Below are 23,369 nucleotides of genomic sequence, written 5' to 3'. Positions count from 1 at the left end.
GCGTGGGGGCGTGTGCAGGACAACCCACCATGATAGTCAAGCGCCCGCGCAGCGGGGGCGTGGCGCCGCCCGGGTGGCCGCTGAAGAAGCACAGGCCGACCTGTGCCGGGGCACAAATTACCTAGTTTCAGGGATGTTGCTAAACGCAACGAATCCCTAGAGTGGCGGGGCAATTGAAAGAGATGCCCTGATGCACTGCGCCCCTTATGCCCTTCTGGCACGCCGCTGGCTTGCTGTCGCCCTGGTCCTGCTGGCCTGGCTGGGGGCCTGCCTGCCGGGGCAGGCGCTGGCGCAACCCGCTTGGGCGGCGGCCAGCAACCTGGCCACGGCGCGCGACTCTCACACCGCCACGCTGCTGCCCGGCGGCAAGGTGCTGGTCGTGGGGGGGTCCAACAACAACGGCAGCCCCCTCGCCGGCGCCGAGTTGTACGACCCGGCCACTAATACCTGGAGCGCTGCGGGCAACTTGGCCACGGCGCGCTACCGCCACAGCGCCACGCTGCTGCCCAGCGGCCAGGTGCTGGTCGTGGGTGGATACAACGGCAGCTACCTCGACAGCGCCGAGCTGTATGACCCGGCCAACAATACCTGGAGTGCCGCGGCCAACCTGGTCACGGCGCGCCGCGACCACAGCGCCACGCTGCTGCGCAACGGCAAGGTGCTGGTCGCCGGTGGACGCAATAGCAGCGACAGACTCGTCAGCGCGGAGCTGTATGACCCGGCCAACAATACCTGGAGTGCCGCGGGCCCCCTGGCCACGGCACGCCAGGCGCACAGCGCCACGCTGCTGCCCAGCGGCAAGGTTCTGGTTGCGGGCGGATTCGACGGCAGCAGTCCCCTTACCAGCGCCGAGTTGTACGACCCGGACCCGGACAGCAATAGCTGGAGTGCTGCGGGCAATCTGGCCACGGCGCGCTACTGGCACAGCGCCACGCTGCTGCCCAGCGGCAAGGTGCTGGTCGCGGGTGGAAACAACGGCAGCAACGCCCTCGCTAGCGCCGAGCTATATGACCCTGACTCGGACAGCAATAGCTGGAGTGCTGCGGGCCCCCTGGCCACGGCGCGCCATCTCCACAGCGCCACGCTGCTGCCCAGCGGTAAGGTGCTGGTCGCCGGCGGAATCGACAGCGGCGGTGGCTACCTCACCAGCGCCGAGCTGTACGACCCAGACCCGGCCAGCAATAGCTGGAGTTCTGCGGGCACCCTGGCCACGGCGCGCTACAACCACAGCGCCACGTTGCTGCCTAGCGGCAAGGTGCTGGTCGCCGGCGGATTCAACAGCAACAGCAGCTACCTCGCCGGCGCCGAGCTATACGACCCGGCCACCAGTGCCTGGAGCGCGGCGGCCCCCCTGGCCACGGTGCGCTACTACCACAGCGCCACGCTGCTGCCCAGCGGCAAGGTGCTGGTCGCCGGCGGACGCATCGGCAGCGTCGGCAGCGCCGGCTATCTGGCCAGTGCCGAGTTGTACGACCCGGCCACCAATACCTGGAGTGTTGCGGGCCCCTTGGCCACGGCGCGCTACCGCCACAGCGCCACGCTGCTGCCCAGCGGCAAGGTGCTGGTCGCCGGCGGATACAACAACACCAGCGGCCTCCTCGCCAGCGCCGAGCTGTACGACCCGGGCACCAATAGCTGGAGCGCTGCGGGCAACCTGATCACTGCGCGCTCCAACCACGGCACCACGCTGCTGCCCAGCGGCCAGGTGCTGGTCGCTGGCGGAGCCAGCAACGGCAGCACCCTCGCCAGCGCCGAGCTATACGACCCGGCCACCAATACCTGGAGGTCTGCGGCCCCCCTGGCCACGGCGCGCTACTACCACAGCGCCACGCTGCTACCCAGCGGCCAGGTGCTGGTCGCTGGCGGAAACAATGGCGGCACCTTCGCCAGCGCCGAGCTGTACGACCCAGGCACCAATAGCTGGAGCGCAGCGGGCAACCTGATCACTGCGCGCCAGGCGCACAGCGCCACGCTGCTGCCCAGCGGCAAGGTGCTGGTCGCCGGCGGATCCGGCAGCGGCCTCCTCGCCAGCGCCGAGCTGTACGACCCGGGCACCAATAGCTGGAGCGCTGCGGGCAACCTGGCCACGGCGCGCTACGACCACAGCGCCACGCTGCTGCCCAGTGGCAAGCTGCTGGTCGCCGGCGGAGCCAACGGCGGCGGCGCCCTCGCCAGCGCAGAGCTGTACGACCCGGCCAGCAAGACCTGGAGTGCTGCGGGCACCCCGGCCGCGGCGCGCTACGACCACAGCGCCACGCTGCTGCCCAGCGGCAAGGTGCTGGTCGCGGGTGGATACAACAGCGGCAGTTCCCTCGCCAGTGCCGAGCTGTACCAGGAAGACCAGGGCGTGGCCGATGACCGCAGGCCGATCCTGACCAGCCTCGCCAGCCCGGTGTTGCAACCGGGCACCGCCATCGCCCTCACCGGCACCCGGCTGCACGGCGACAGCGAGGCCGGCGGCGGCACGCGCGGCGAGGCGCACAACCTGCCGTTGCTGCAGTTGCAGCGGCTGGACAACAGTGCAATCGCCTGGCTGGCGCCTGCCAGCTCCACTGACACCAGCTACAGCTCGCAGCCGCTGCTCACACCGCTGCCCGCAGGCTGGTATGCGCTGCGCGCGGTGGTCAATGGCATTGGCTCGAAGCCGCTGTTTGCCAAGGCGGCCCAGGCACCGAGCGTGCCCACCAGCGTCACCGTCCCCCCCGGCGACAGCGTCGTACGTGTAGGCTGGGCGCCCCCCGCCGACGATGGCGGCAGCCCAGTGACGGGCTACACCGCCACGGCCTATGCAGCGCCCTACGTGCAAGGCGCGGCTGCGCTGGGCACCTGCACGGCCACAGCGCCAGCGCTGGCCTGCATCGTGGGCAACCTGACCAATGGAACGACCTACGCCTTTACCGCGCAGGCCAGCAATGCCGTGGGCACAGGCGATGCCTCGGCCCCGGTGCAGGCGACACCGCAGGCGCTGGGCAACCCCAGCGTGCCGCTGCCGGGCAATGGTGCGGGCAATGCCAGCGTGGTGATCAGTGGCGGGCCTCCGGGCTGCACGCTGGGTGCGCTGACCATAGACAGCACCATCCCGGCCGGCGCGCCCGCAGGTGCCAGCGCCCCGCTGGGCGTGCTGCGCTTTACCGCCACCGGCTGCGCCGGGGCCACGCTCAGCGTCAGCGTCACCTACCCGCAAAGCCTGGCCGGTCTCAGCTTGCAGAAGTACGGCCCGCGGAGCCAGGGGGCCGCAGCCAGCTGGTTCACCCCCAGCAGCCTGCAGCTAAGCAACAACAGCCAGACGGTGACTTACACGGTGGTGGACAACGGCGAGGGCGACAGCGACACCACCACGCCCGGCACCATCACCGACCCGTTCATCCCGCTGCTGCTGGCCGCGCCCGGCGCGAGCGTGACCAGCATCCCCACGCTGTCGCAATGGGGCGTGATGCTGCTGGCGCTGCTGTTGGGCGGCATGGCCTGGCGGCAAGGGGTGCCGCGCCGTGTGAAGGCAGGCCTATGAGCCGGGCCTGCGTGTTTTCTGGCCTTTCTCCTGCCCGCCCGTCTGACGGAAACCTGCCTGCCATGACGCATCCCCCTATCGCCCTTGTCGCACCGGGCCACCGGGCGGCTCCGTTGCCGGCCGTCTTGGCCTGGATCACCCTTGCCAGGGCACTGCGCGCCCTGCTGGCCTGCCTGCTGCTGGCTACCGGCATGGCGGCGCAAGCGGAAGCCTGGGAGCCCTGGCAGGCCGGGGGCAAAGAGGGGGTCTCGGTAGGCGACGCGATGTACCCCTCGCTGGCCGTCAGTCCGGACGGCAGGCCCTATGTGGCGTACCAGGACGGGCCTAACGGCAGCAAGGTCACGGTGATGCGGCTGAACACGGCGGGCACGGGCTGGGAGGTGGTGGGAACGGCGGGGTTCTCCGACAGCAGGGCGGCCTACCTCTCGCTGGCCTTCAGCCCGAATGGCGTGCCCTATGTGGCGTATCAGGACGGCGATGCCACCAGCGTCCTCCCCAGGGCTACGGTGATGCGCTGGGACGAGGCTTCCCAGAGCTGGGGGCCGGTGGGGTCACCAAGGTTCTCTGAGGAAGGCTTGGCGCTCTACACCTCGCTGGGCTTTGGCCCGGACGGCACGCCCTATCTGGCGTATCGGGACAACGGCGGCAACGCCAGGGCCATGCGCTGGAACGGCTCCGACGCTTGGGAGGCAGCAGAGACTGGGCTGTCGGCGAAGGCGTTCGTCATCTCCCTCGCTGTCTCTCCGGGTCCAAGCGGCAGGCCCTATGTGGTGTACATGGAAAGCCTCAGGATCAAGGTGATGCGCCTGAGGGACGATGACACGTGGGAGGTGGTGGGCGGGACGGGGTTCTCTGCAGGCTTCGCGGATTCCGTCTCGCTGGCCTTCGACCCGAACGGCAAGCCCTACGTGGCGTACGGGGACGACAACGGCGGCGGCAAGGCCACGGTGATGCGCTTGAACGCGGCTGGCACGGGCTGGGAGGCGGTGGGCAATACGAGGTTCTCGGCGGGGACGGCGTCCTACCTCTCGCTGGCCTTTGGCCCGGACGGCAAGCCCTATGTGGCGTACCAGGACGCTGGCAACAGCTACAAGGCCACGGTGATGCGCTTGAATGACGCCAACAACCTTTGGCAACCGGTAGGCGCAGCAAGCGCCTCGGTGAATGCAGTGCTCTACAACTCGCTGGCATTCGCAGGCGGGCGCCCCATCCTGGCCTTCCGGGACGGTAGCACCGGCCTTGCCACCGTCCTGCATCTGGTGGACGCCCCCGGCCCGCCCCCGGCCATCAGCGCCACGGCGGGCAACCTGCAGGCCATGGTGCAGTGGAGCGCGCCGGACAACAGCGGTGGCAGCCTGAGGCTGGTCTACACCGCCACGGCCAGCCCTGGCGGGGCTGCGTGCACCGCGACGGCGCCGGCGCTCAGCTGTAGCGTCACGGGCCTGACGGCGGGGCAGTTCTACAACTTCACGGTGACTGCGCGCAATGCGGCGGGCATCAGCGCGGCCTCGGCCTCCGCCACGGCTACGCCCTTCAGCAGCGCCACCACCACAGTGCCCGGCATGGCCGGCAATGCCACGGCTGTGCTCACCGGCGGCGGCGTGGGCTGCACGCTGGCGCCGGGCGCAGGCTTTGGCGCGGCCAGCAGCGTGCCTGAAGGCCGGCAGTTGCCCTACGGCCAGTTCAGCTTCCAGGCCACGGGCTGCAACGCCGGCTCGACGCTGACGCTGAACCTGACTTACCCCACGCCGCTGCCGGCCAGCGTGCAGTTCTGGAAGTACGGCCCGGCGGCTGCCGGGGCGGCTGAATCGACCTGGTTCGAATGGACCGGCGCCACGCTCAGCGGCGACCGCATGACGGTGAGCTACACCATCAACGACAACGGCGTGGGCGACAGCGACGCCACTGTCGGCCAGATCAGCGACCCCTTCGCCCCGGCCCTGGCCGCCGCCGTGCCCGGCGCGGGCGTGACCAGCATCCCCACGCTATCGCAATGGGGGCTGATGCTGCTGGCGCTGTTGCTGGGCGGCATGGCCTGGCGGCAGGGGGTGCCGCGCCGCCGGTAGCGGGGCTGCCGCTAAGGTGGTGCTATTGAATGTGTAGCTATTAGCCCAGGTGAGTACTGGGCTGGAGGCACTTTTTGGCAAGATTCACGGCTTGCCGTCGCCACAAGCTCAGCCTGCCGGTATGGCGCCCCGCGCCGGCAGGCGCAACTCGAACAGGTTGCCGCCTTCTTCCACGCTCCAGCTGCAGTGCGCGCCCAGTGCCTGGGCGCGGTTGCGGACGTTGGCCAGGCCCTTGCTGTAGCCGGGCGGGGCGGGTTCGATGGCGTGGTGCGGCACGCCGTTGTCGTGCACCCAGACCAGCACGTCGCCTTCGGCCGTGCTGCCGGTGGCGATCTCTATGCGCTGCGCGCCGCTGTGCTTGAGGATGTTGGCCAGCACCTCTTGCAGGATGCGCAGGATGTGCCTTGCGCTCTGCGGGTCGAGCCAGGTGAGCGGGGGCACGTCCACCACGCGCCAGCGCAGCGCCAGGCCGGCGGCTTCCAGGCGCGGCGCCAGCCGAAAGCGCAGGGCCGCCAGCACGCTGAGCAGGTCGGTGCCCGAGTGTTCCAGCGAGTCGATGGAGAGCTTCAGGTCGTCGATGCACTCCTTGAGCAGGCGCGTCATGTCGGCCTCGTGCAGCCGCCCGCCTTCGGCCAGGTGCAGCGCGCTGATGAGCGAGGAGCCTATGCCGTCGTGCATCTCTTGCATCAGGCGCTGGCGCTCGGCGTCCAGCGTGCGCTGGTGCTCCAGCGCCTGCAGCTGGGCGTAGCTGGCGGCCAGTTCGCGCTCGCGCTCGGCCAGGCGCACGCCCAACTGCGCGTTGGCGGCTTGCACCGAGCGCAGGGCGCCTATGTAGCGCTGGTACAGGATCACCAGGAAGATGCTGAACAGGCCAATCGACACATAGGGCGCAAGGTACAGCCGCTCGATCGGCAGGCGGTAGTTGGCCAGCTGTATGTCGTGGATGCCGGCCGGCACGGCAAGCGCGAACCAGATGCTCAGCACCAGCCCGGCGCGCGAGCCACTGCGCCGCGATACCCACAGGCCCGTCAGCGCCACGGTCACCGCCAGTGCCGCATTCATCAGGTAGAGCAGGGGCAACATGGTCTCGGGCCGCAGCCCCAGCCCCGGCAGCGTGGCCAGGGACACGGCGGCCACTGTGGTGACGAGGCCGCGCTCCACCCAGGGCAGTGTCTTGCCGTGCACGCGCATGGTGAACAGGTAGACGCAGCTGATCCACCAGTTCACCGCATTCGCTGTCACCCAGCCGAAGAGGGCGTCGGGCAGCAGCGGCGCCTCGTTGCCGATGATGAATTGCTGCGTGCGCAGCGCCTGGGCGACTGCGGTGGTAAAGAACAGCAGGTAGAGGGTTTCGCGCCGCCGCACGCACCACACGGCAAAAGAGAACAGGCCTATGGTCGCGAAGGTGCCCGAGGCAACCGTGATCAGGTCGGTCTGCAGCAGGGAGCGCACGCGGTAGCGCCATTGCAGCGCCTGCTCGCTGCCCACCCAGGCGCTGGACAGCGCGCCGCCGACGCCGGGCAGGTTGGCCATGCGCACCAGCACCGTGCGGGGCGTGGGGCTTTGTGCGGCCTCGGTCAGTGGCAGCCACAGCGGGCGGTTGAAGCCGTTCCACAAGAGGCTGCCGCGCGAGCGGTAGACCATCCGCTCGTCGGCATAGATGGCGATGTTGCCCATGGTCTGCCAGCGCGGCAGGTAGAAGAACGGCCCGGGCCCGGCAGCGCCCGCCGGCAGTTCAAGCCGGTACCAGACGACTTCGGGCGGCTCGTTCAGCGTGGTGTTGGCCTTGGCCAGGCTGCGCGGGCGGGCGTGCGGCAGGGCCACGCTCTCCCAGGCGGCGCCATCGGGGGCCAGCAGCGCGGCCGGGGGCGTGGCCGGCGCGTCCCAGCCGGCGCCGGGCTCTGCCACCAGGCGGGCCTGCTGCAGGTGCAGGGGGGCCGGGTCGCTGCCGTTTGTGCCGTCTGCGGCAAGGGCGGGCAGGCACAGCACGGGCAGCAGGCACAAGGCTGCTGCGCACCACCACGCGCCGATGCGCCGGGGTCTCAGCGGCGATGGGGGGGCGGCGGTGTCTTGCAGGGCCATGGGTTTTGTCAGTCTGCCGTATCGGCCATCAGTACCTGGTTACGGCCTGCGCGCTTGGCGGCGTAGAGCGCGGCGTCGGCGGCGGCCATGAGCCCGGTCATGGAGCCGCAGGCCGGGTAGTGGGCAATGCCGGCGCTGAAGGTGCTGACGAAGATGCCGTCGTCATAGGCGTGGTAGAGCTGGCCAAAGCTCTCGCGCAGGGCGTCGAGCCGCCGCTGGGCCTGCTCGGGCGTGCAGCCGCGCAGCACCACCACGAACTCCTCGCCGCCATAGCGGCCGACGATGTCTGCGTCGCGCAGGTGCTGGCGCAGGTGCCGCGCCAGGGCCTTGATGACCTTGTCGCCGATGGCGTGGCCGTAGCCGTCGTTGACGCGCTTGAAGTGGTCTATGTCCAGGATGGCGTAGCACAGCGGCACGCGCTGGCGCTCGGCCTGCGCCAGGCTCTGCTGCAGCAGCGACTTGGTCTTTACGTGGTTGTAGAGGCCGGTCAGGCTGTCTTCCACCATGAGTTTGCGCAGGCCACGGTAGCGCCGTGCCTTGTGCAGCACGGTGTGGAAGAGCTGCTCCCGGCCCACCGGCTTGATCAGGAAGTCGTCGCCGCCGTGGCGCATGGCCTCTTGCTGCATGGCCTCGCGGGTTTCGCTGGTGAGGTAGACGATGGGAATGGATTCAAAGGCCTTGTGCTGGCGGATGATGCGCGCCACCTCCAGCCCGGTGCAGTCGCGCAGGTGGAAGTCCAGCAGCAGCACGTCGGGCCAGTAGTAGTTGAGCACGTCCAGCACGCGCTCGGGCCGGCTGAGCACGCCCAGGTGCAGTTGCGGATAGGGCCGCAGCGCCTGGCGCACGCTGGCCAGCACGGTGCGCGAGTCGTCCAGCACCAGCACGCGGTAGGGGGCTTCCTGCTGCGGGTAGGCGAGCGGGTCCAGCACTTCCACCAGGGTGTCGATGGACAGCGGCGCCAGGAAGAAGAACAGCGCGCCCTGCCGCACCGCCTGCAGCCGCAGCGCGTAGTCGCCCTGGCGTGCCAGGGCGCACCAGGGCAGGCCCAGGCGGGTTAGCTCGGCGACGATGGGCGCGGCGGGCTCGAAGCCCTGCGTCAGGTCGACGATCACGGCCAGTGGCCGCTGCGCTGCGGCGGTGGCCAGGCCGCGCTGCGCATCGGGCTCGCGCAGCACGCGGTAGCCGTAGTGCTCCATTTGCAGCAGCAGGTCTTCGGTGGCGGCCTCGTCGCGGCTCAGCACCAGCACGGTCGGGGTGGCGTGGGCCGCGCGCTCGGAGGCGCTGCCCGCGCGCAGCTGGCCGCTGCCGTCATAGACGCCGTGCACGGCCTCGGCGATGGCCGGCACCAGCCGGTGGGCCGGGGCATAGGCCGCGTCTGCGGGCTCGGCGATGTTGCCCAGCAGTTGCAGCAGCGGCGCCAGCGCGTGTTCGACCTCGGCCATGCCGTGCTCTTGCGCCAGGTTGTGCAGCCGGTCGCAGTGCAGCATGAAGGCGGCCCAGCGCTCCAGCTCGGCCGGGGCCTCGCCCACGCTCGCCCAGGCCTGGACCGCATCCTTCCAGGCGCCTTGGAGTCTTCGGGCTGCGCTCATGGGCGCGATTACAGCACGCTCGCTACGAAACGTAACTATTGTGAAAGGGTGCCGCGCGTGGCGCGCCGGTGATCGGAGACAATGCCCGGCGCCGATCCGCGGCGCCGCGGGCCGGTCTTCGCTTTCGTCCCGATTGCCTTGCCGCCATCGCCTGCCGTGTCCAGCCCCCCGCCTTTGCCATCCTCCACCGTGCCCCCGCGCGCCGCCGCGCGCAGCCCTGCTTCTGCCATGACGCCGCTGGAGCGCCGCGCCAGTGCTGCGCTGGCGGCCATCTTCGCGTTGCGCATGCTGGGCCTGTTCCTGGTGCTGCCGGTGTTTGCACTGGAGGCGCGCAAGTACCCGGGCGGCGACGACCCGGCGCTGGTCGGGCTGGCCATGGGCATCTACGGGCTGACCCAGGCTTTTTTGCAGATGCCCTTTGGCATCGCCTCTGACCGGCTGGGCCGCAAGCGGGTGATCGTGGCTGGCCTGCTGGTGTTTGCGCTGGGCAGCTTTGTCGCGGCCTTCGCGCCCAGCCTGCCCTGGCTGGTGGCCGGCCGCGCGCTGCAGGGCGCCGGCGCGGTATCGGCTGCGGTGACGGCGCTGCTGGCCGACCAGACGCGCGAGGTGGTGCGCACCAAGGCCATGGCGCTGATCGGCGGCAGCATCGGCCTGATGTTTGCCGTGGCGCTGGTGGCGGCACCGCCGCTGGCGGCCTGGGCCGGGCTGCCGGGCCTGTTTGGCCTGACGGGGGGGCTGGCGCTGGCCGGCGTGGCCGTGGTGCTCTGGTGGGTGCCGCCCGAGCCGGCCCTGCACCGCAGCGCAGAGCGCGCGCCGCTGGCCGCGTTGCTGCGCCATGGCGACCTGCTGCGGCTCAATGCCGGCGTGTTTGCGCTGCACACCATCCAGCTGGCCATGTGGGTGGCAGTGCCTGGCCTGCTGGTGCAGGCCGGCCTGGACAAGATGCACCACTGGTGGGTCTACCTGCCGGCGGTGCTGGCGTCTTTTCTGGTGATGGGCCTGGGCCTGTTCCGGCTGGAGCGGCGCGGCCACCTGCGCGCGGCGCTGCGTGGCGCGGTCGTCCTGGTGGCGCTGGTGCAACTGGGCCTGCTGCTGGCGGCATGGGGCGGCGAGGGCGGCCCGGGCATTGCCTGGCTGGGGCTGCTGATGTTTGTGTTCTTTTGCGGCTTCAATGTGCTGGAGGCGAGCCAGCCCAGCCTGGTGTCGCGCATGGCGCCAGCGGCGCTGCGCGGCACGGCGCTGGGCGCCTACAACACGCTGCAGTCGCTGGGCCTGTTCGCGGGCGGTGCCTTGGGCGGGGTGCTGGTGAAGTTCGCCGGCCCCACGGGCCTGTTCGCGGCCACGCTGCTGCTGTCCCTGCTCTGGCTGGCCGTCACCTGGGGCCTGCGGCCGGTGTCAGTGCCGAGGCCCTGAAGGCGGCTGCCCCCCCGCTGCTGCCAGCATGTGCTCCGACAGCGCGCTGTACAGCGGCTGGCTCAGCATGCGCGACACCAGGCTGGCCAGCATGGCGGCGGCCATCAGGCTCAGCACCATGGCGTGGCCGTCGACCATCTCCATCACGATGATGAAGGCCGTAAGCGGCGCCTGCGTCACCGCCGCCAGGAAGGCCGCCATGCCCATGGCGATCAGCGCCGGCGCCAGGTGGGCATCGGTCAGCAGTGCCACGTTCTGGCCCACGCCGGCACCAATCGACAGCGAGGGCGCAAAGATGCCGCCCGGTACGCCGCACCAGGCGGTGAGCCAGGTGGCGATGAACTTCAGCGTGACGAAGAAGGCCGGCGCATGGGCGTCGCCCGCCAGCATCTGCTTGACCTCTTCCGAGCCCGCGCCAAAGGTGCCACCGCCGGTGACGCAGCCGATGATGGCAATCACCAGCCCGCCTGCCGCCGCAAAGCGCACCGGGTAGCGCGCCCGCCAGCGGCTGAAGCGGTCGGGCGAGCGGCCAATGATGGAGTTGGCCAGCAGGCGCGAGAACAGGCCGCCCAGCACCGCCGCCACCAGGGTCACCAGCAGGCCCGGCAGCAGTGCATTCCAGCCCAGGTGCGGCACGCGGATCACGCCGAAGTAGGTCAGGTTGCCAAAGGCCGACACCGCCATCAGCCCCGACAGCACGATGGCCGCGATGATCAGGCCGCTGTTGCGCGACTCCAGCTTGCGCGACAGCTCCTCGATGGCAAACACCACGCCGGCCAGCGGCGCATTGAAGGCCGCCGCAATGCCGGCCGCGCCGCCGGCCACCAGCAGTGCATGCTGGTCTATGCCCGAGCCCTTGCGCAACCAGCGCCGCGCATGCTGCATCACGCCTGCGGCCACCTGCACGGAAGGCCCCTCGCGGCCCACCGACAGCCCGGCCATCAGCGCGGCGGAAGACAGCACGATCTTGGCCACGGTCAGGCGCAGGCTGACGAAGCGGCCGCGCTGCGCCTCGGGCAGGGACGGCTCCAGCGCCGTCATCACCTGCGGGATGCCGGAGCCCGCCGCGCCGGGGAAATGGCGCCGCGTGAGCCAGACCAGCGCCGCCGTCCAGGCTGGTGTCCACAGCAGCACGGCCCACCAGTTCCAGTGGTAGACCCGCTGGAACAGGCCAAAAGCCACCTCGCTCAGCATGGTGAAGGCCACCACCAGCAGGCCTGCGGCGATGGCATAGGCCAGCACCACGCTGCGGTCCAGCCACAGGCGCCAGCTGGAGAATTCAGCCTGGACGCTCTGCCAGAAGTTCGGGTGCTCGCGCATGGTTGCCCGGGATTCTCGCAGCCCCGTGCCGGCCCGGGCTGCGGCACAATGGCGGTCCTTCGCTGGCCCCAGTGCTGCTTTCCCCCTCTACCTCATTCTCTGTAGGCCCCCCACCATGGCATCCGTCAACAAAGTCATCGTCGTTGGCAATCTCGGTCGCGATCCCGAGATGCGCTCTTTCCCCAACGGCGATCAGGTCGCCAACGTCACCGTAGCCACCACCGACCGCTGGCGCGACAAGACCAGCGGCGAAATGCGCGAGGCCACCGAGTGGCACCGCATCGTCTTCAACGGCAAGCTCGCCGAAATCGCCGGCCAGTACCTGCGCAAGGGCTCGCAGGTCTATGTCGAAGGCAGCCTGCGCACCCGTAAGTGGACCGACCAGGCCGGCATCGAAAAGTACACCACCGAAATCCGCGCTGACCAGATGCAGATGCTCGGCAGCCGTCAGGGCGCCGGCGGCCCGCAAGGCGGTGGTGATGGCGGCTATGAAGGCGGCGGCGACAGCGGCGGCTACGACAGCGCCCCGCCGCAACGCCGCGCCGCGCCCGCCGCAGCACCGCGCCCGGCCCCAGCGCCCGCCCCACGCGCCGCCCCGGCACCCGCCCCGAGCAGCCGCGCGCCCTCGGGCTTTGACGACATGGATGACGACATCCCGTTCTGATCCAGAACGCCCCCGTTCCGCCCACCAAGGCTCGCAGCTGCAAGGCTGCGGGCCTTTTTCTTTGCCGTCAGTCAGTCGCCCTTGCGTTCCTCAACGCTGCGCGCCAGGAAGCGCCACAGCCGCTCGTCCTCGCTGAAGGCCACGTTGAAGCGCAGCCAGCCGGTGGGGCGCGGGTTGACCAGGAACAGCTGGCCTGGGCCGAGCAGGATGCCTTCGGCGGCGGCCAGTCGCGACAGCTCGGCGGTGTCGGTGATGTCGGGGTGGCGTGCCCACAGGTACAGGCCCGCGGCAGGCTCATGGAACAGCTCGAAGCCCTGCGCCTCCAGCTGCCGTGCGACATTGGCGTGTGCCTGCGCCAGCCGGTCGCGCAGCGATTTCAGGTGCTTGCGCCAGCGGCCGTCGGTCACGGCGCCAAAGGCCAGGCGCTCGGTGATGTCTGAAGAGGTAAGGCCTGAAACCATCTTCAGCTGGGCCAGATCCTCCATCAGCTCCGGCTCTGCCGCCACATAGCCAACCCGGATGTTGGGCGAAATGGTCTTGGAGAAGCTGCTGACGTAGATCACCTGGCGCAGTTGGCTCAGGCTGGCCAGCGAGGGCCGTGAAGACGCATCCATGTCGGCATAGATGTCGTTCTCTACCAGCACAAAGCGGTGCTCTTGCGCCAGTTGCAGCAGCCGTACCAGTTGCGGCAGTGATGCCAGCGAGCAGGTCGGGCTTTGCAGCCGGGGTTGGGTGAAGAAGGCCTTGGGCCGGTGCACGGCCAGCAGCGCTTCCAGCGCGGGCAGGTCGTAGCCGGTGGGCGTGCGCGGCACGCCGATCAGGTTCACGCCCAGAAAACGCAGCATGAACATCAGGTTGGGATAGCCGGGGTCATCCACCAGCACCTCGTCGCCCGGTTTGAGCAACTGGCGCGCCACCAGGTCCAGCGCCTGGCTGGAGCCTTGGGTGAGCAGCACCTGATCGGCCTCGACCACGATCTGCCGTTCGGACAGCGACTCGGCCACCACCATGCGCAGCGCCATATGGCCAAAGGGCAGGCCGTAGCCGCCGATGTCGGTGCCGCCGGCGGCCAGCGTGCGCAGGCTGCGGCGTATGCCGTCTTCGAACAGCCAGTCGTGCGGCAGCCAGCCGCAGCCGGGCTTGAGCGGCAGGTTGCGGTTCTCGAAGATCTGCCGCAGGTACCAGCGCGCATCGAAGCGCGGGTCGGCCTGCGTTGCCACGGTGCCGCCTGCACTGCTGTCCTCGCTGCGCCGCTTGACGAAAAAGCCCGCATTGGCGCGCGACACCAGCAGGCCTTGCGCCACCAGCCGGTCGTAGGCCTCGACCACCGTGAACACGCTCACGCCGTGGGCGGCGGCGAAGGCGCGGATCGAGGGCAGCTTGCTGTCGGCCTTGAGCCTCTGCGTGCCGATCAGACCACGCAGCCCTTCCACGATCTGGCTTACCAGGGAGGTTGGTTGTTCGGGGCGAAGAATAAGCATCGAAGGCATCCTGGCAGGGCGATCTGCACCAGGTTGGGGAAAGTATGTACAGGGTACAGGACCTGCACAGTCTGCCAGACCGGCCCTTGCGGTGTACATGGCCGGGCCGGGGCGCAAAACCTAAAGTGCCTGCTTCTTACCCTTCAGGCACAGATCGTATCCATGCAGCGCGAACCCCATCTCAGCAATGCCGCCCTTATGGCCCGCCGTGGCGCGGCCGTGGCCCGTGGTGTTGGCCAGGCCCATGAAATCTTCGTCAGCCGCGCCGCCAATGCCGAGGTCTGGGATGTCGAGGGGCGCCGCTATATCGACTTTGCTGGTGGCATCGCGGTGCTCAACACCGGCCACTGCCACCCCGAGATCAGCGCCGCCGTGAAGGCGCAGGTTGATCTTTACTCGCACACCTGCTTCCAGGTGCTGGCCTATGAGTCTTATGTGGAGCTGGCCGAGCGCCTGAATGCGCTGGCGCCGGGCAATTTCGCCAAGAAGTCGATCTTCCTGAGCACCGGCGCCGAGGCGGTCGAGAACGCCGTCAAGATCGCCCGCGCCTATACCAAGCGCCCCGGTGTCATCGCCTTTACCGGCGGCTACCACGGCCGCACCATGATGACGCTGGGCCTGACCGGCAAGGTGGCGCCCTACAAGATCGGCTTTGGCCCGTTCCCCGGCGAGGTGTTCCATGCGCTGTACCCCAACGCCCTGCACGGCGTGAGCGTGGACGATGCGCTGCACTCGGTCGAGCTGCTGTTCAAAAACGACATCGAACCCGAGCGCGTGGCCGCTTTCATCCTGGAGCCGGTGCAGGGCGAGGGCGGCTTCTACGTGGCGCCCAACGACTTTATTGAAGGCCTGCGCGCGCTGGCCGACCGCTACGGCATCCTGATCATTGCCGACGAGGTGCAGACCGGCGCCGGCCGCACCGGCACCTGGTTTGCCAGCGAGCAATGGCCCGTGGCACCGGACCTGATCACCACCGCCAAGTCGATGGCGGGCGGCTTCCCGATCTCGGGCGTGGTCGGCCGCGCCGAGGTGATGGACGCCCCCACGCCCGGCGGCCTGGGCGGCACCTATGCCGGCAGCCCCATTGGCTGCGCGGCGGCGCTGGCGGTGCTGAAAGTGTTTGACGACGAGCAACTGCTGGCGCGCAGCCGGGCGCTGGGCGAGCGGCTCACGGCCGGCCTGCGCCGCATTGCGACCAATGAGCCGGCCATTGGCGACGTGCGGGGCCTGGGCGCCATGGTGGCGATCGAGCTGTTCGAGCAAGGCGACACCGCGCGGCCCGACGCCGCACTGACGCGCCAGGTGGTGGCCGAGGCAGCGCGGCGCGGGCTGATCCTGCTGTCCTGCGGCAGCCATGGCAACGTCATTCGCGTGCTGGTGCCCTTGACGGCATCGGACTTGCTTGTGGACGAAGGCCTGGCGCTGCTGGCGGACAGTTTCGCCGCGTTGCGCTGATCGACACTTTCTTGAAGCCCTCCATGACAGCAGAACCACTGGTGCGCTTCCAGCGCGTCCAGAAAACCTATGACGGCGACCACCTGGTGGTGCGCCAGCTTGATCTGGACATCCACCGTGGCGAATTCTTGAGCCTGCTCGGGCCTTCGGGCTCGGGCAAGACCACCACGCTGATGATGCTGGCGGGCTTCGAGTCGCCCACTGCGGGCGACATCCTGCTCGATGGCAAGCAGATCACCAAGACGCCGCCGCACAAGCGCAACTTTGGCATGGTGTTTCAGAACTACGCGCTGTTCCCGCACCTGAGCGTGGGCCAGAACGTGGCCTATCCGCTGACCGTGCGCAAGGTGCCCAAGGACGAGCAGCAGCGCCGCGTGCAGCGCGCGCTTGACATGGTGCAGCTGCGCGGCATGACGGATCGCCTGCCCGGCCAGCTCTCCGGCGGCCAGCAGCAGCGCGTGGCACTGGCGCGCGCGCTGGTGTTCGAGCCGCAACTGGTGCTGATGGACGAGCCGCTGGGCGCGCTCGACAAGCAACTGCGCGAGCACATGCAGATCGAGCTGAAAGACCTGCACCGCCAACTGGGCGTGACCTTTGTGTATGTCACACATGACCAGGGCGAGGCGCTCACCATGAGCGACCGCGTGGCGGTGTTCAACGAAGGCGTGATCCAGCAGTTGGATACGGTGGACCGCCTCTATGAGATGCCGGCCAACCGCTTCGTGGCCGGCTTTGTCGGTGACAACACCGTGCTCAAGGGCCAGCTGAGCCACGGCGGCGAGCAGGCTGCCATGACGCTGCCCGATGGCCGCGTGCTGCAGGGCTTGAACGTCAGCGGCGCGGCCGTGGGCACGGCGGTAGAGGCCTGCATTCGCCCCGAGCGCGTGGTGCTGCACCGCCAGCCCGAGGCGCAAGGCGCCAACATGCTCGCCGCCGAAGTGGCGCGCGTCATCTACTTTGGCGACCACCTGCGGCTGCTGTGCAAGCTCGGTGGCGACCAGGCCGAAGCCACGGTGAAGCTGCCGCTGACCGGCCTTGACGGCACTGCCGCGCCGCAGGCCGGCGAAGCCGTGGTGCTCGAAATTCCAATGGCGCATACGCGCCTCTATAAGCCCTGAAGTCCGTCCGTTCCCTCATCCTCGTCTATCGCCCAGGAAGGCACTCAGCATGAAAAAGACACTTCTCGCCTGCACCCTTGCCGCCAGCTTTGCGCTGCCGGCCTTTGCCCAGCAGCAGCTCACCGTGGTCAACTTTGGCGGCGCCAATGCCAACGCCCAGAAGAAGGCCTACTACGAGCCCTACGAGAAGACCGGCACCAAGATCATCCCGGTTGAGTACAACGGCGAGCAGGCCAAGATCAAGGCCATGGTCGAGACCAAGAAAGTCACCTGGGACGTGGTCGAGGTCGAGTCGCCCGATGCGGTGCGCGGCTGTGACGAGGGCCTGTTCGAGACACTCGACTACGCCAAGATCGGCAACAAGGCCGACTTCCTGCCGGCGGCGGTGACCGATTGCGGCGTAGGCCTGTTCGTGTGGTCGACCGTGATGGCCTACAACGGCGACAAGCTCAAGGCTGCGCCCACCAGCTGGGCCGATTTCTGGGACGTGAAGAAGATCCCGGGCAAGCGCGGCATGCGCAAGGGCGCGCGCTACAACCTCGAGTTCGCGCTCATGGCCGACGGCGTGAAGCCAGCCGACATCTACAAGGTGCTGGCCACCAAGGAAGGCGCAGACCGCGCCTTCAAGAAGCTGACCGAGCTCAAGCCCAACATCCAGTGGTGGGAAGCCGGCGCGCAACCGCCGCAGTTCCTGGTGGCTGGCGATGTGGTGCTGACCACAGTGTTCAACGGCCGCATCGACGCCGCCAACCGCGAGGGCCGCAACCTCAGGATCTTCTGGCCGGGCGGCATCTATGACCTGGACTACCTGGTGATCCCCAAAGGCGCGCCGAACAAGGAGGCATCGCTCAAGTACATCCAGTTTGCGCTGCAGTCGGCCAACCAGGCGGTCTACGCACAGAACATCGCCTACGGCCCGACCAACACCAAGGCGCTGGCCTCGCTCAGCAGCAAGGTGCTGGGTGACCTGCCGACTTCTGCGGCCAACGCCAAGGAAGCGCTGCAGATCAACGTCGCCTTCTGGGCCGACCAGGGTGAGGCGCTGGAGAAGCGCTTTGCGTCCTGGGCCACGCAGTAAGCAACACGACCGTGAAAGAGGCCATGCAAGCGGCAAGCACTGTTCCCCAGGTTGCGGCACAGGCGCCGCCCGGCTCGCTCAAGCATGCGCTGGCGCGTGCCGAGTCGCGCCGCAAGTGGCGCGCCTTTGTGCTCACGCTGCCGCTGCTGGTCTTCTTGCTGTTGACGCTGCTGGTGCCCATCGTGGCGCTGCTGCAGCGCGCGGTCGAGAACCCCGAGGTGGCCAACGCGCTGCCGCGCACCGTGCGCGCGCTGGACGGCTGGAACCGCAAGGAAGCGCCCGCGCCTGCGGCCTATGCCGCCATCGTGGCTGACCTTGGCAAGCTGCCCGACAGCTCTGATGCCGGCGCGCTGGCGCGCCGCCTCAACACCGAGGTGGCGGGTGCGCGCTCGCTGGTGATGGGCACCTTCCGGGCGCTGCCGATTGCCGGCACACCGGACGAGGTCAAGGCGCGCCTGCTGGCGCTGGACCCGCGCTGGGGCGAGGCACCGTATTGGCTGGCGATTGCCAAGAACGGCTCGCGCTGGACGCCTGACTACCTGCTGGCCTCGGTCGACTTGCGGCGCGATGCGGCGGGCGAAGTAGAGCGCATGCCCGCCGACCAGCGCGCCTTTGCCAGCATCCTGCTGCGCACCTTCCAGATCAGCGCTGTGGTCACCATCTTCTGCCTGCTGCTGGCCTACCCGCTGGCCTGGTGGCTGTCGACGCTGCCGGCGCGCAAGGCCAATGTGCTGATGATCCTGGTGCTGGTGCCGTTCTGGACATCGATCCTGGTGCGCGTGGCGGCCTGGATCGTGCTGCTGCAGTCCGAAGGCCTGGTGAATCGCGGCCTGATGGGCATTGGTTTGATCGACCAACCGCTGGCGCTGCTGTTCAACCGCACCGGCGTGATCATTGCCATGGTGCACATCCTGCTGCCCTTCATGATCCTGCCGCTCTACAGCGTCATGAAGAGCGTGCCGCCCACCTACCTGCGCGCGGCCGTGTCCTTGGGCAGCTCGCCGCTGGCGGCCTTCTTTCGCGTGTATGTGCCGCAGACCTATCCGGGCATTGGCGCGGGCGCGCTGCTGGTCTTCATCCTGGCCATTGGCTACTACGTGACGCCGGCCCTGCTCGGCGGCGCGGGCGACCAGATGCTGAGCTACTACATCGCGCGCTACACCAACGTGGAAATCAACTGGGGCATGGCCTGCGCGCTGGGCGCCGTGCTGCTGGTGGCCACGCTGCTGCTGTATGCCGTGTACCGCCGCATCGGCAAGGCCGAGCTGAGCTTGGGCTAAAAATGAAATCACCCCCAGGCTTCGCGCTTCGCGTCTTCGCCAACCCCCTCAAGGGGGCGCACCCTATGGCCCGGCGAAGCCGGCTCCATGGGTGCCCTGGCATGGCCTGCTCCGCGGCCTTGCGTTTCGTGTGATGTGGGTGGCGCGCAGCGCAATGAAAAACTGAGATGCACATGAAGCTTCCCCAATTCCCGGCCTATGCCACCTTTGCCGACAAGCTCGGCTGGTGGGCGGTGCGCGCCGGCTGCGTCGCAGTGCTGGCCTTTTTGCTGGCACCTATCCTGGTGGTGATCCCGCTGTCTTTCTCTGACAGCTCCTTCCTGGCTTACCCGATCCCCGGCTGGTCGCTGCGCTGGTACCGCGACCTGTTCAGTTCAGCCGAGTGGGCGCGCGCGGCGCGCAACAGCTTCATCGTCGCGCCAGCCGCCACGGTGCTGGCCACCGTGCTGGGCACGCTGGCGGCGGTGGGCTTGTCGCGCAGCAGCTTTGCCTTCAAGGGCCTGCTCATGGCCGTGCTGATCTCGCCCATGGTGGTGCCCATCGTGGTGGTGGGCGTGGCCACCTACCTGTACTTCGCGCCGCTGGGCCTGGCCGACACCTACTTCGGGCTGATCGTGGTGCATGCGGCGCTGGGCGCGCCCTTTGTGCTGACCACCGTGCTCGCCACGCTGGCCGGCTTCAACCACAACCTGGTGCGCGCATCGCTGAGCCTGGGCGAGACACCGTTCCGCACCTTCATGCGCATCACGCTGCCGGTGATTGCGCCGGGCGTGATCTCAGGTGCGCTGTTTGCGTTTGCCACTTCGTTCGACGAGGTTGTGGTGACGCTGTTCCTGGCGGGGCCAGACCAGGTCACGCTGCCACGCCAGATGTTCACCGGCATCCGCGAGAACATCTCGCCCACCATCGCGGCCGTTGCCACGCTGCTGATCATCTTCACCACCGCGCTGCTGCTGGCGCTGGAGTGGCTGCGCGGGCGGCGGCGCTAGGAACGGCAGGGCTTGTTTGCTATCTTGTATATAGCTATAAGCCCAGGCGGGACAAGGGCTAGAGGCATATTTCGCTTGAAAACTCAAACCGCCAAGGTTTCCGCCGACGCAATCACCCCGCCGCCCAGGCATACCTCGCCGTCGTACAGCACGGCCGACTGGCCGGGCGTGACGGCCCACTGGGCATCGGGGAAGGCCAGCGCGAAGCCGTCGCCCGCCGGCGCAAAGCTGCAGGCGGCGTCGACCTGGCGGTAGCGGGTCTTGGCGGCCAGCGTGGTGCTGGTGGGGGCGCTGCCGGCCACCCAGCTGGTGTCATCGGCCGTGAGCCGGTGCGACAGCAGCCAGGGGTGGTCATGGCCTTGCACCACGCGCAGCACGTTCTTCTCCACGTCCTTGTGCGCCACAAACCACGGCGCGTGCTCGCCGCCGCCGCGCTGCGCGCCCTTCTCCTTGATGCCGCCTATGCCCAGCCCCTGGCGCTGGCCCAGGGTGTAGAAGCTCAGGCCCTCGTGCCGGCCCAGCGTGCGGCCGCGCTCGTCCTGGATGGTGCCCGGCTCCTTGCTGATGTAGCGGTTGAGAAATTCTCGAAACGGCCGCTCGCCAATGAAGCAGATGCCGGTCGAGTCCTTCTTCTTGGCATTGGGCAGGCCGATTTCTTCCGCGATGCGGCGCACCTCGGTCTTGTGCAGCTCGCCCACCGGGAACAGGGTCTTGCTGAGCTGCGCCTGGTTCAGCCGGTGCAGAAAGTAGCTCTGGTCCTTGGACGGGTCCAGGCCCTTGAGCAACTGGTAGCGCTGCGAGGCCGCGTCAAAGCGCACGCGGGCGTAGTGCCCGGTGGCGATCTTCTCGGCGCCCAGGCGCATGGCGTGGTCCAGGAAGGCCTTGAACTTGATCTCGGCATTGCACAGCACGTCGGGGTTGGGCGTGCGGCCAGCCTGGTATTCGCGCAGGAACTCGGCAAACACGCGGTCCTTGTAGTCGGCCGCGAAGTTGACGTGCTCGATCTCTATGCCCAGCACGTCGGCCACGGCGGCGGCGTCGACAAAGTCGATGTTGGAGGAGCAGAACTCGCTGTCGTCGTCGTCTTCCCAGTTTTTCATGAAGATGCCGACCACTTCGTGGCCTTGCTGCTTCAGCAAATGGGCGGTGACGGCAGAGTCGACGCCGCCGCTCAGGCCGACGACGACGCGCTGCTTGGGATGTGCATTCATTGCGGGGATTGTATTTTTTGGGGCGAGCCCTGGCTGGTGGCGGGGCAATGGGGTGGGGCTTTGAGATATTCAGGCTTGCTTGCCTTGCGGGCGGCGGGTGCCGGGAGTTCGCCCCGGCGGGCGACCTACTGTTCTTTTGCTTCGCCAAAAGAAAGTAGGCAAAGAAAAGGCGACCCCACTGTGGCGGTCCGGCTTTGCCGGACTGCTTTGCGGTGCTCGGAATCGGCAGGCGGCTGCGGAACTCGCTGCGCTCAAACAGTCCTCGCCGTCCCTTCGCTTCGCTGCGGGCAACCTGCCGATTCCTGCGCTCCTCAACGCCACAGAGGGGACCCCGGGACAGCCACACGGGCCATCGCTGCGCTCGGCCCGCGTGTACTCCCTCCCCCGCTGGGGGAGGGCTGGGGTGGGGACTGGCTGTCCGCTTGCGCCGCCAGCAAGGCGAAACTATCAAATTAATAGCTAATAGCCCAGGCAGAACCTGGGATAGAGGCATATTTCATCAAAATCCATCAAACAAACTTGCCCGTAATCCCGCCATCCACCACCAACTCAGTCCCCGTGACATAAGCCGCCGCATCACTGGCCAGAAAAGCGCAGGCATGCGCCACATCCCAGGCCGTGCCCATGCGGCCCATGGGCACCTGGCGTGCACGGGCGGCGCGGGCCTCGTCCAGGTCGGTGGCAGAGAACATCTTGGCCACCGTGGTGGCGATGCGTGGCGTATCGATCAACCCCGGCACCACGGTGTTGGCGCGCACGCCCTGGGTTGCGTACTGCTGCGCCAACATGCGCGTGAAGTGGGTGACCGCCGCCTTGGTCACGCCGTAGGCCAGGTGTGGGTAGCCTAGATAGCGCATGGCGGCAATGGACGATACGGCGATGATGGCGCCGCGCCCGCGCTCCACCATGCCGGGCAGCACTTGCTGCGATGCCAGCAGCAGGCTGCGCACGTTCACGCTGTGGATGCGGTCAAAGTCCTCGGCGCTGGTCTCCATGGGGCCGCCGGTCTTGCCGATGCCGACGTTGTGGTGCAACACGTCGATGGCACCAAAGCGCTCGCGCGCCTGGGCAAAGAGCCGCAGCACGTCGGCGGGTTCTGCCACATCGCCGATGAAGGTCTGGGCCGTGCCGCCCTCGGTTTGGATCAGCGCGGTGGTCTCGTTGGCCGAGGCCGCGTCACGGTCCACCACGCAGACCTGCGCGCCCAGCCGGGCGTAGGTGAGGCTGGAGGCGCGGCCAATGCTCCAGCCCGGGCCGGCCGAGCCCGCGCCGGCAACGAAGACGACGCGGCCCGACAGGTCCAGCGGCAGCGCCGGCGGCCGCGTGCTCATGCGGCCTGGCCGCCTTCACCCACATAGGGAATGGCGTGCTCGATGGTGTCCCAGATAAAGCGCCCCGACGGGCTTTGCTGCTCTTCGACGATGTGCGCCACCAGGCCCGCCGCGCGTGAGATCACGGCAAAGCCGCGCATCACGTTGGTGGGCACGCCGATCTCGCCCAGCAGGGCGGCCACGGCGCCGGTGGCGTTGAGGGTGATCGGGCGCCCGGCGGCGGCATCCACTGCGCGCGACAGGCACTCCAGCGCGCGGATCTTGTCGCCCGCCAGATCCGGCTCGGCACGCGCCAGGTCCAGCAGCTTGTAAGCGCGTGGGTCTACCGGCTTGTGCAGGTGATGGCCAAAGCCTGGCACCGGGATTTTCAAGGCCTTGTGCTCGCGTGCGATCTCTTGCGCCTCGGCCTCCGGGTCGGCTGCCGCGCCAATGCGGTCCAGCAGGCGCGAGCAGTTCTCCATGGTGCCGACAAAAGAGCTGCCCACCGCCAGCAGCCCGGCCGATACCGCGCCCTGCAGGTTCTCGGGTGCGCTCATGTAGATCAGGCGCGTGGCAATGGCGCTGGGTGTCAGGCCGTGCTCCATCAGCACGATCAGCACCACGTCGGTGATGCGCAGGTCCACGCCGCGCGGGTTGCGGCCCAGGATCTGCATCAGCATCACTTCGGTGAAGCTCTTCTTGCCCATCAGGTCTTCGACCAGGTTGGCATCGCGGTAGTGCAGGCTGGTGAGGGTGTGGGTGCAGAGGCGGGTGGTGGGCGTGTTGGTCATAGAGGGTTCCTTCA

General features: G+C 68.5%; 16 protein-coding genes. 9 read left to right on the top strand and 7 right to left on the bottom strand.

All coding sequences use genetic code 11. The annotated features are described in order from the left end of the window. Nucleotides 1–190: 190 nt before the first annotated feature. Nucleotides 191–3,508 carry an IPTL-CTERM sorting domain-containing protein gene (locus tag AAFF27_26560; GenBank protein XAH23491.1) on the top strand — a complete coding sequence of 1,106 codons (3,318 nt, stop codon included), beginning with the start codon at nucleotides 191–193 and terminating at the stop codon, nucleotides 3,506–3,508. A gap of 62 nt (nucleotides 3,509–3,570) precedes the next feature. Further along, complete coding sequence (locus AAFF27_26555) at nucleotides 3,571–5,574, top strand: IPTL-CTERM sorting domain-containing protein (protein XAH23490.1); 2,004 nt, start codon at nucleotides 3,571–3,573, stop codon at nucleotides 5,572–5,574. A 108-nt stretch (nucleotides 5,575–5,682) separates the two neighbouring features. Here the strand turns inward: AAFF27_26555 and AAFF27_26550 are convergent, their stop codons facing one another. Continuing rightward, the gene (locus tag AAFF27_26550) at nucleotides 5,683–7,656 is read right to left on the bottom strand and encodes an ATP-binding protein (protein XAH23489.1); all 1,974 of its coding nucleotides are present in this window, start codon (nucleotides 7,654–7,656) and stop codon (nucleotides 5,683–5,685) included. Nucleotides 7,657–7,664: 8 nt separating this feature from the next. Next, nucleotides 7,665–9,245: a diguanylate cyclase gene (locus AAFF27_26545; protein XAH23488.1), complete on the bottom strand. Its 1,581-nt coding sequence runs from the start codon at nucleotides 9,243–9,245 to the stop codon at nucleotides 7,665–7,667. Nucleotides 9,246–9,473: 228 nt separating this feature from the next. Between AAFF27_26545 and AAFF27_26540 the strand changes: the two genes are divergently transcribed. Further along, nucleotides 9,474–10,658 carry an MFS transporter gene (locus tag AAFF27_26540; GenBank protein XAH26337.1) on the top strand — a complete coding sequence of 395 codons (1,185 nt, stop codon included), beginning with the start codon at nucleotides 9,474–9,476 and terminating at the stop codon, nucleotides 10,656–10,658. Here the strand turns inward: AAFF27_26540 and AAFF27_26535 are convergent. Next, nucleotides 10,641–11,978, bottom strand: coding sequence for a chloride channel protein (locus AAFF27_26535; GenBank protein XAH23487.1), 1,338 nt, complete (start codon nucleotides 11,976–11,978; stop codon nucleotides 10,641–10,643). The two genes, AAFF27_26540 and AAFF27_26535, sit on opposite strands and share 18 nt — an antisense overlap. A gap of 115 nt (nucleotides 11,979–12,093) precedes the next feature. Between AAFF27_26535 and ssb the strand changes: the two genes are divergently transcribed. Further along, entirely contained in the window at nucleotides 12,094–12,642 is a 549-nt protein-coding gene (gene ssb / locus AAFF27_26530) for a single-stranded DNA-binding protein (protein ID XAH23486.1), read from the top strand. 71 nt (nucleotides 12,643–12,713) lie between these two features. Here ssb and AAFF27_26525 read toward each other — a convergent pair whose 3' ends face one another. After that, nucleotides 12,714–14,123 (bottom strand): PLP-dependent aminotransferase family protein, encoded by a 1,410-nt coding sequence (locus AAFF27_26525; GenBank protein ID XAH23485.1) that lies wholly within the window; start codon nucleotides 14,121–14,123, stop codon nucleotides 12,714–12,716. 162 nt (nucleotides 14,124–14,285) lie between these two features. Here AAFF27_26525 and gabT point away from each other — a divergent pair, with 162 nt between their 5' ends. The 5 genes from gabT to AAFF27_26500 all read left to right on the top strand — a co-directional run bounded on the left by gabT (nucleotide 14,286) and on the right by AAFF27_26500 (nucleotide 20,043). Further along, nucleotides 14,286–15,578, top strand: coding sequence for a 4-aminobutyrate--2-oxoglutarate transaminase (gene gabT, locus AAFF27_26520; protein ID XAH23484.1), 1,293 nt, complete (start codon nucleotides 14,286–14,288; stop codon nucleotides 15,576–15,578). A 23-nt stretch (nucleotides 15,579–15,601) separates the two neighbouring features. After that, on the top strand, nucleotides 15,602–16,696 hold the full coding sequence (locus AAFF27_26515; GenBank protein XAH23483.1) for an ABC transporter ATP-binding protein: 1,095 nt from the start codon (nucleotides 15,602–15,604) through the stop codon (nucleotides 16,694–16,696). A 49-nt stretch (nucleotides 16,697–16,745) separates the two neighbouring features. After that, on the top strand, nucleotides 16,746–17,774 hold the full coding sequence (locus tag AAFF27_26510) for an ABC transporter substrate-binding protein (protein ID XAH23482.1): 1,029 nt from the start codon (nucleotides 16,746–16,748) through the stop codon (nucleotides 17,772–17,774). A gap of 23 nt (nucleotides 17,775–17,797) precedes the next feature. Further along, nucleotides 17,798–19,054 carry an ABC transporter permease gene (locus AAFF27_26505; GenBank protein ID XAH23481.1) on the top strand — a complete coding sequence of 419 codons (1,257 nt, stop codon included), beginning with the start codon at nucleotides 17,798–17,800 and terminating at the stop codon, nucleotides 19,052–19,054. Between the two features lie 167 nt (nucleotides 19,055–19,221). Further along, nucleotides 19,222–20,043 (top strand): ABC transporter permease, encoded by an 822-nt coding sequence (locus AAFF27_26500; protein XAH23480.1) that lies wholly within the window; start codon nucleotides 19,222–19,224, stop codon nucleotides 20,041–20,043. Between the two features lie 83 nt (nucleotides 20,044–20,126). Here AAFF27_26500 and mnmA read toward each other — a convergent pair whose 3' ends face one another. The 3 genes from mnmA to AAFF27_26485 form a co-directional block, all read right to left on the bottom strand. Then, nucleotides 20,127–21,254: a tRNA 2-thiouridine(34) synthase MnmA gene (mnmA, locus tag AAFF27_26495; protein XAH23479.1), complete on the bottom strand. Its 1,128-nt coding sequence runs from the start codon at nucleotides 21,252–21,254 to the stop codon at nucleotides 20,127–20,129. A gap of 509 nt (nucleotides 21,255–21,763) precedes the next feature. Next, entirely contained in the window at nucleotides 21,764–22,585 is an 822-nt protein-coding gene (locus tag AAFF27_26490) for an SDR family NAD(P)-dependent oxidoreductase (protein XAH23478.1), read from the bottom strand. Then, nucleotides 22,582–23,355, bottom strand: coding sequence for a citryl-CoA lyase (locus AAFF27_26485; GenBank protein XAH23477.1), 774 nt, complete (start codon nucleotides 23,353–23,355; stop codon nucleotides 22,582–22,584). Before AAFF27_26485 ends, AAFF27_26490 begins: the two co-directional genes overlap by 4 nt. Between the last annotated feature and the right edge of the window lie 14 nt (nucleotides 23,356–23,369).

It is taken from the genome of Xylophilus sp. GW821-FHT01B05 (genome assembly GCA_038961845.1).
GTDB lineage: Bacteria > Pseudomonadota > Gammaproteobacteria > Burkholderiales > Burkholderiaceae_C > Xylophilus.
The sequence above is the reverse complement of the archived record's forward strand: the minus strand, read 5'-3'. Positions and strand labels throughout refer to the sequence as shown.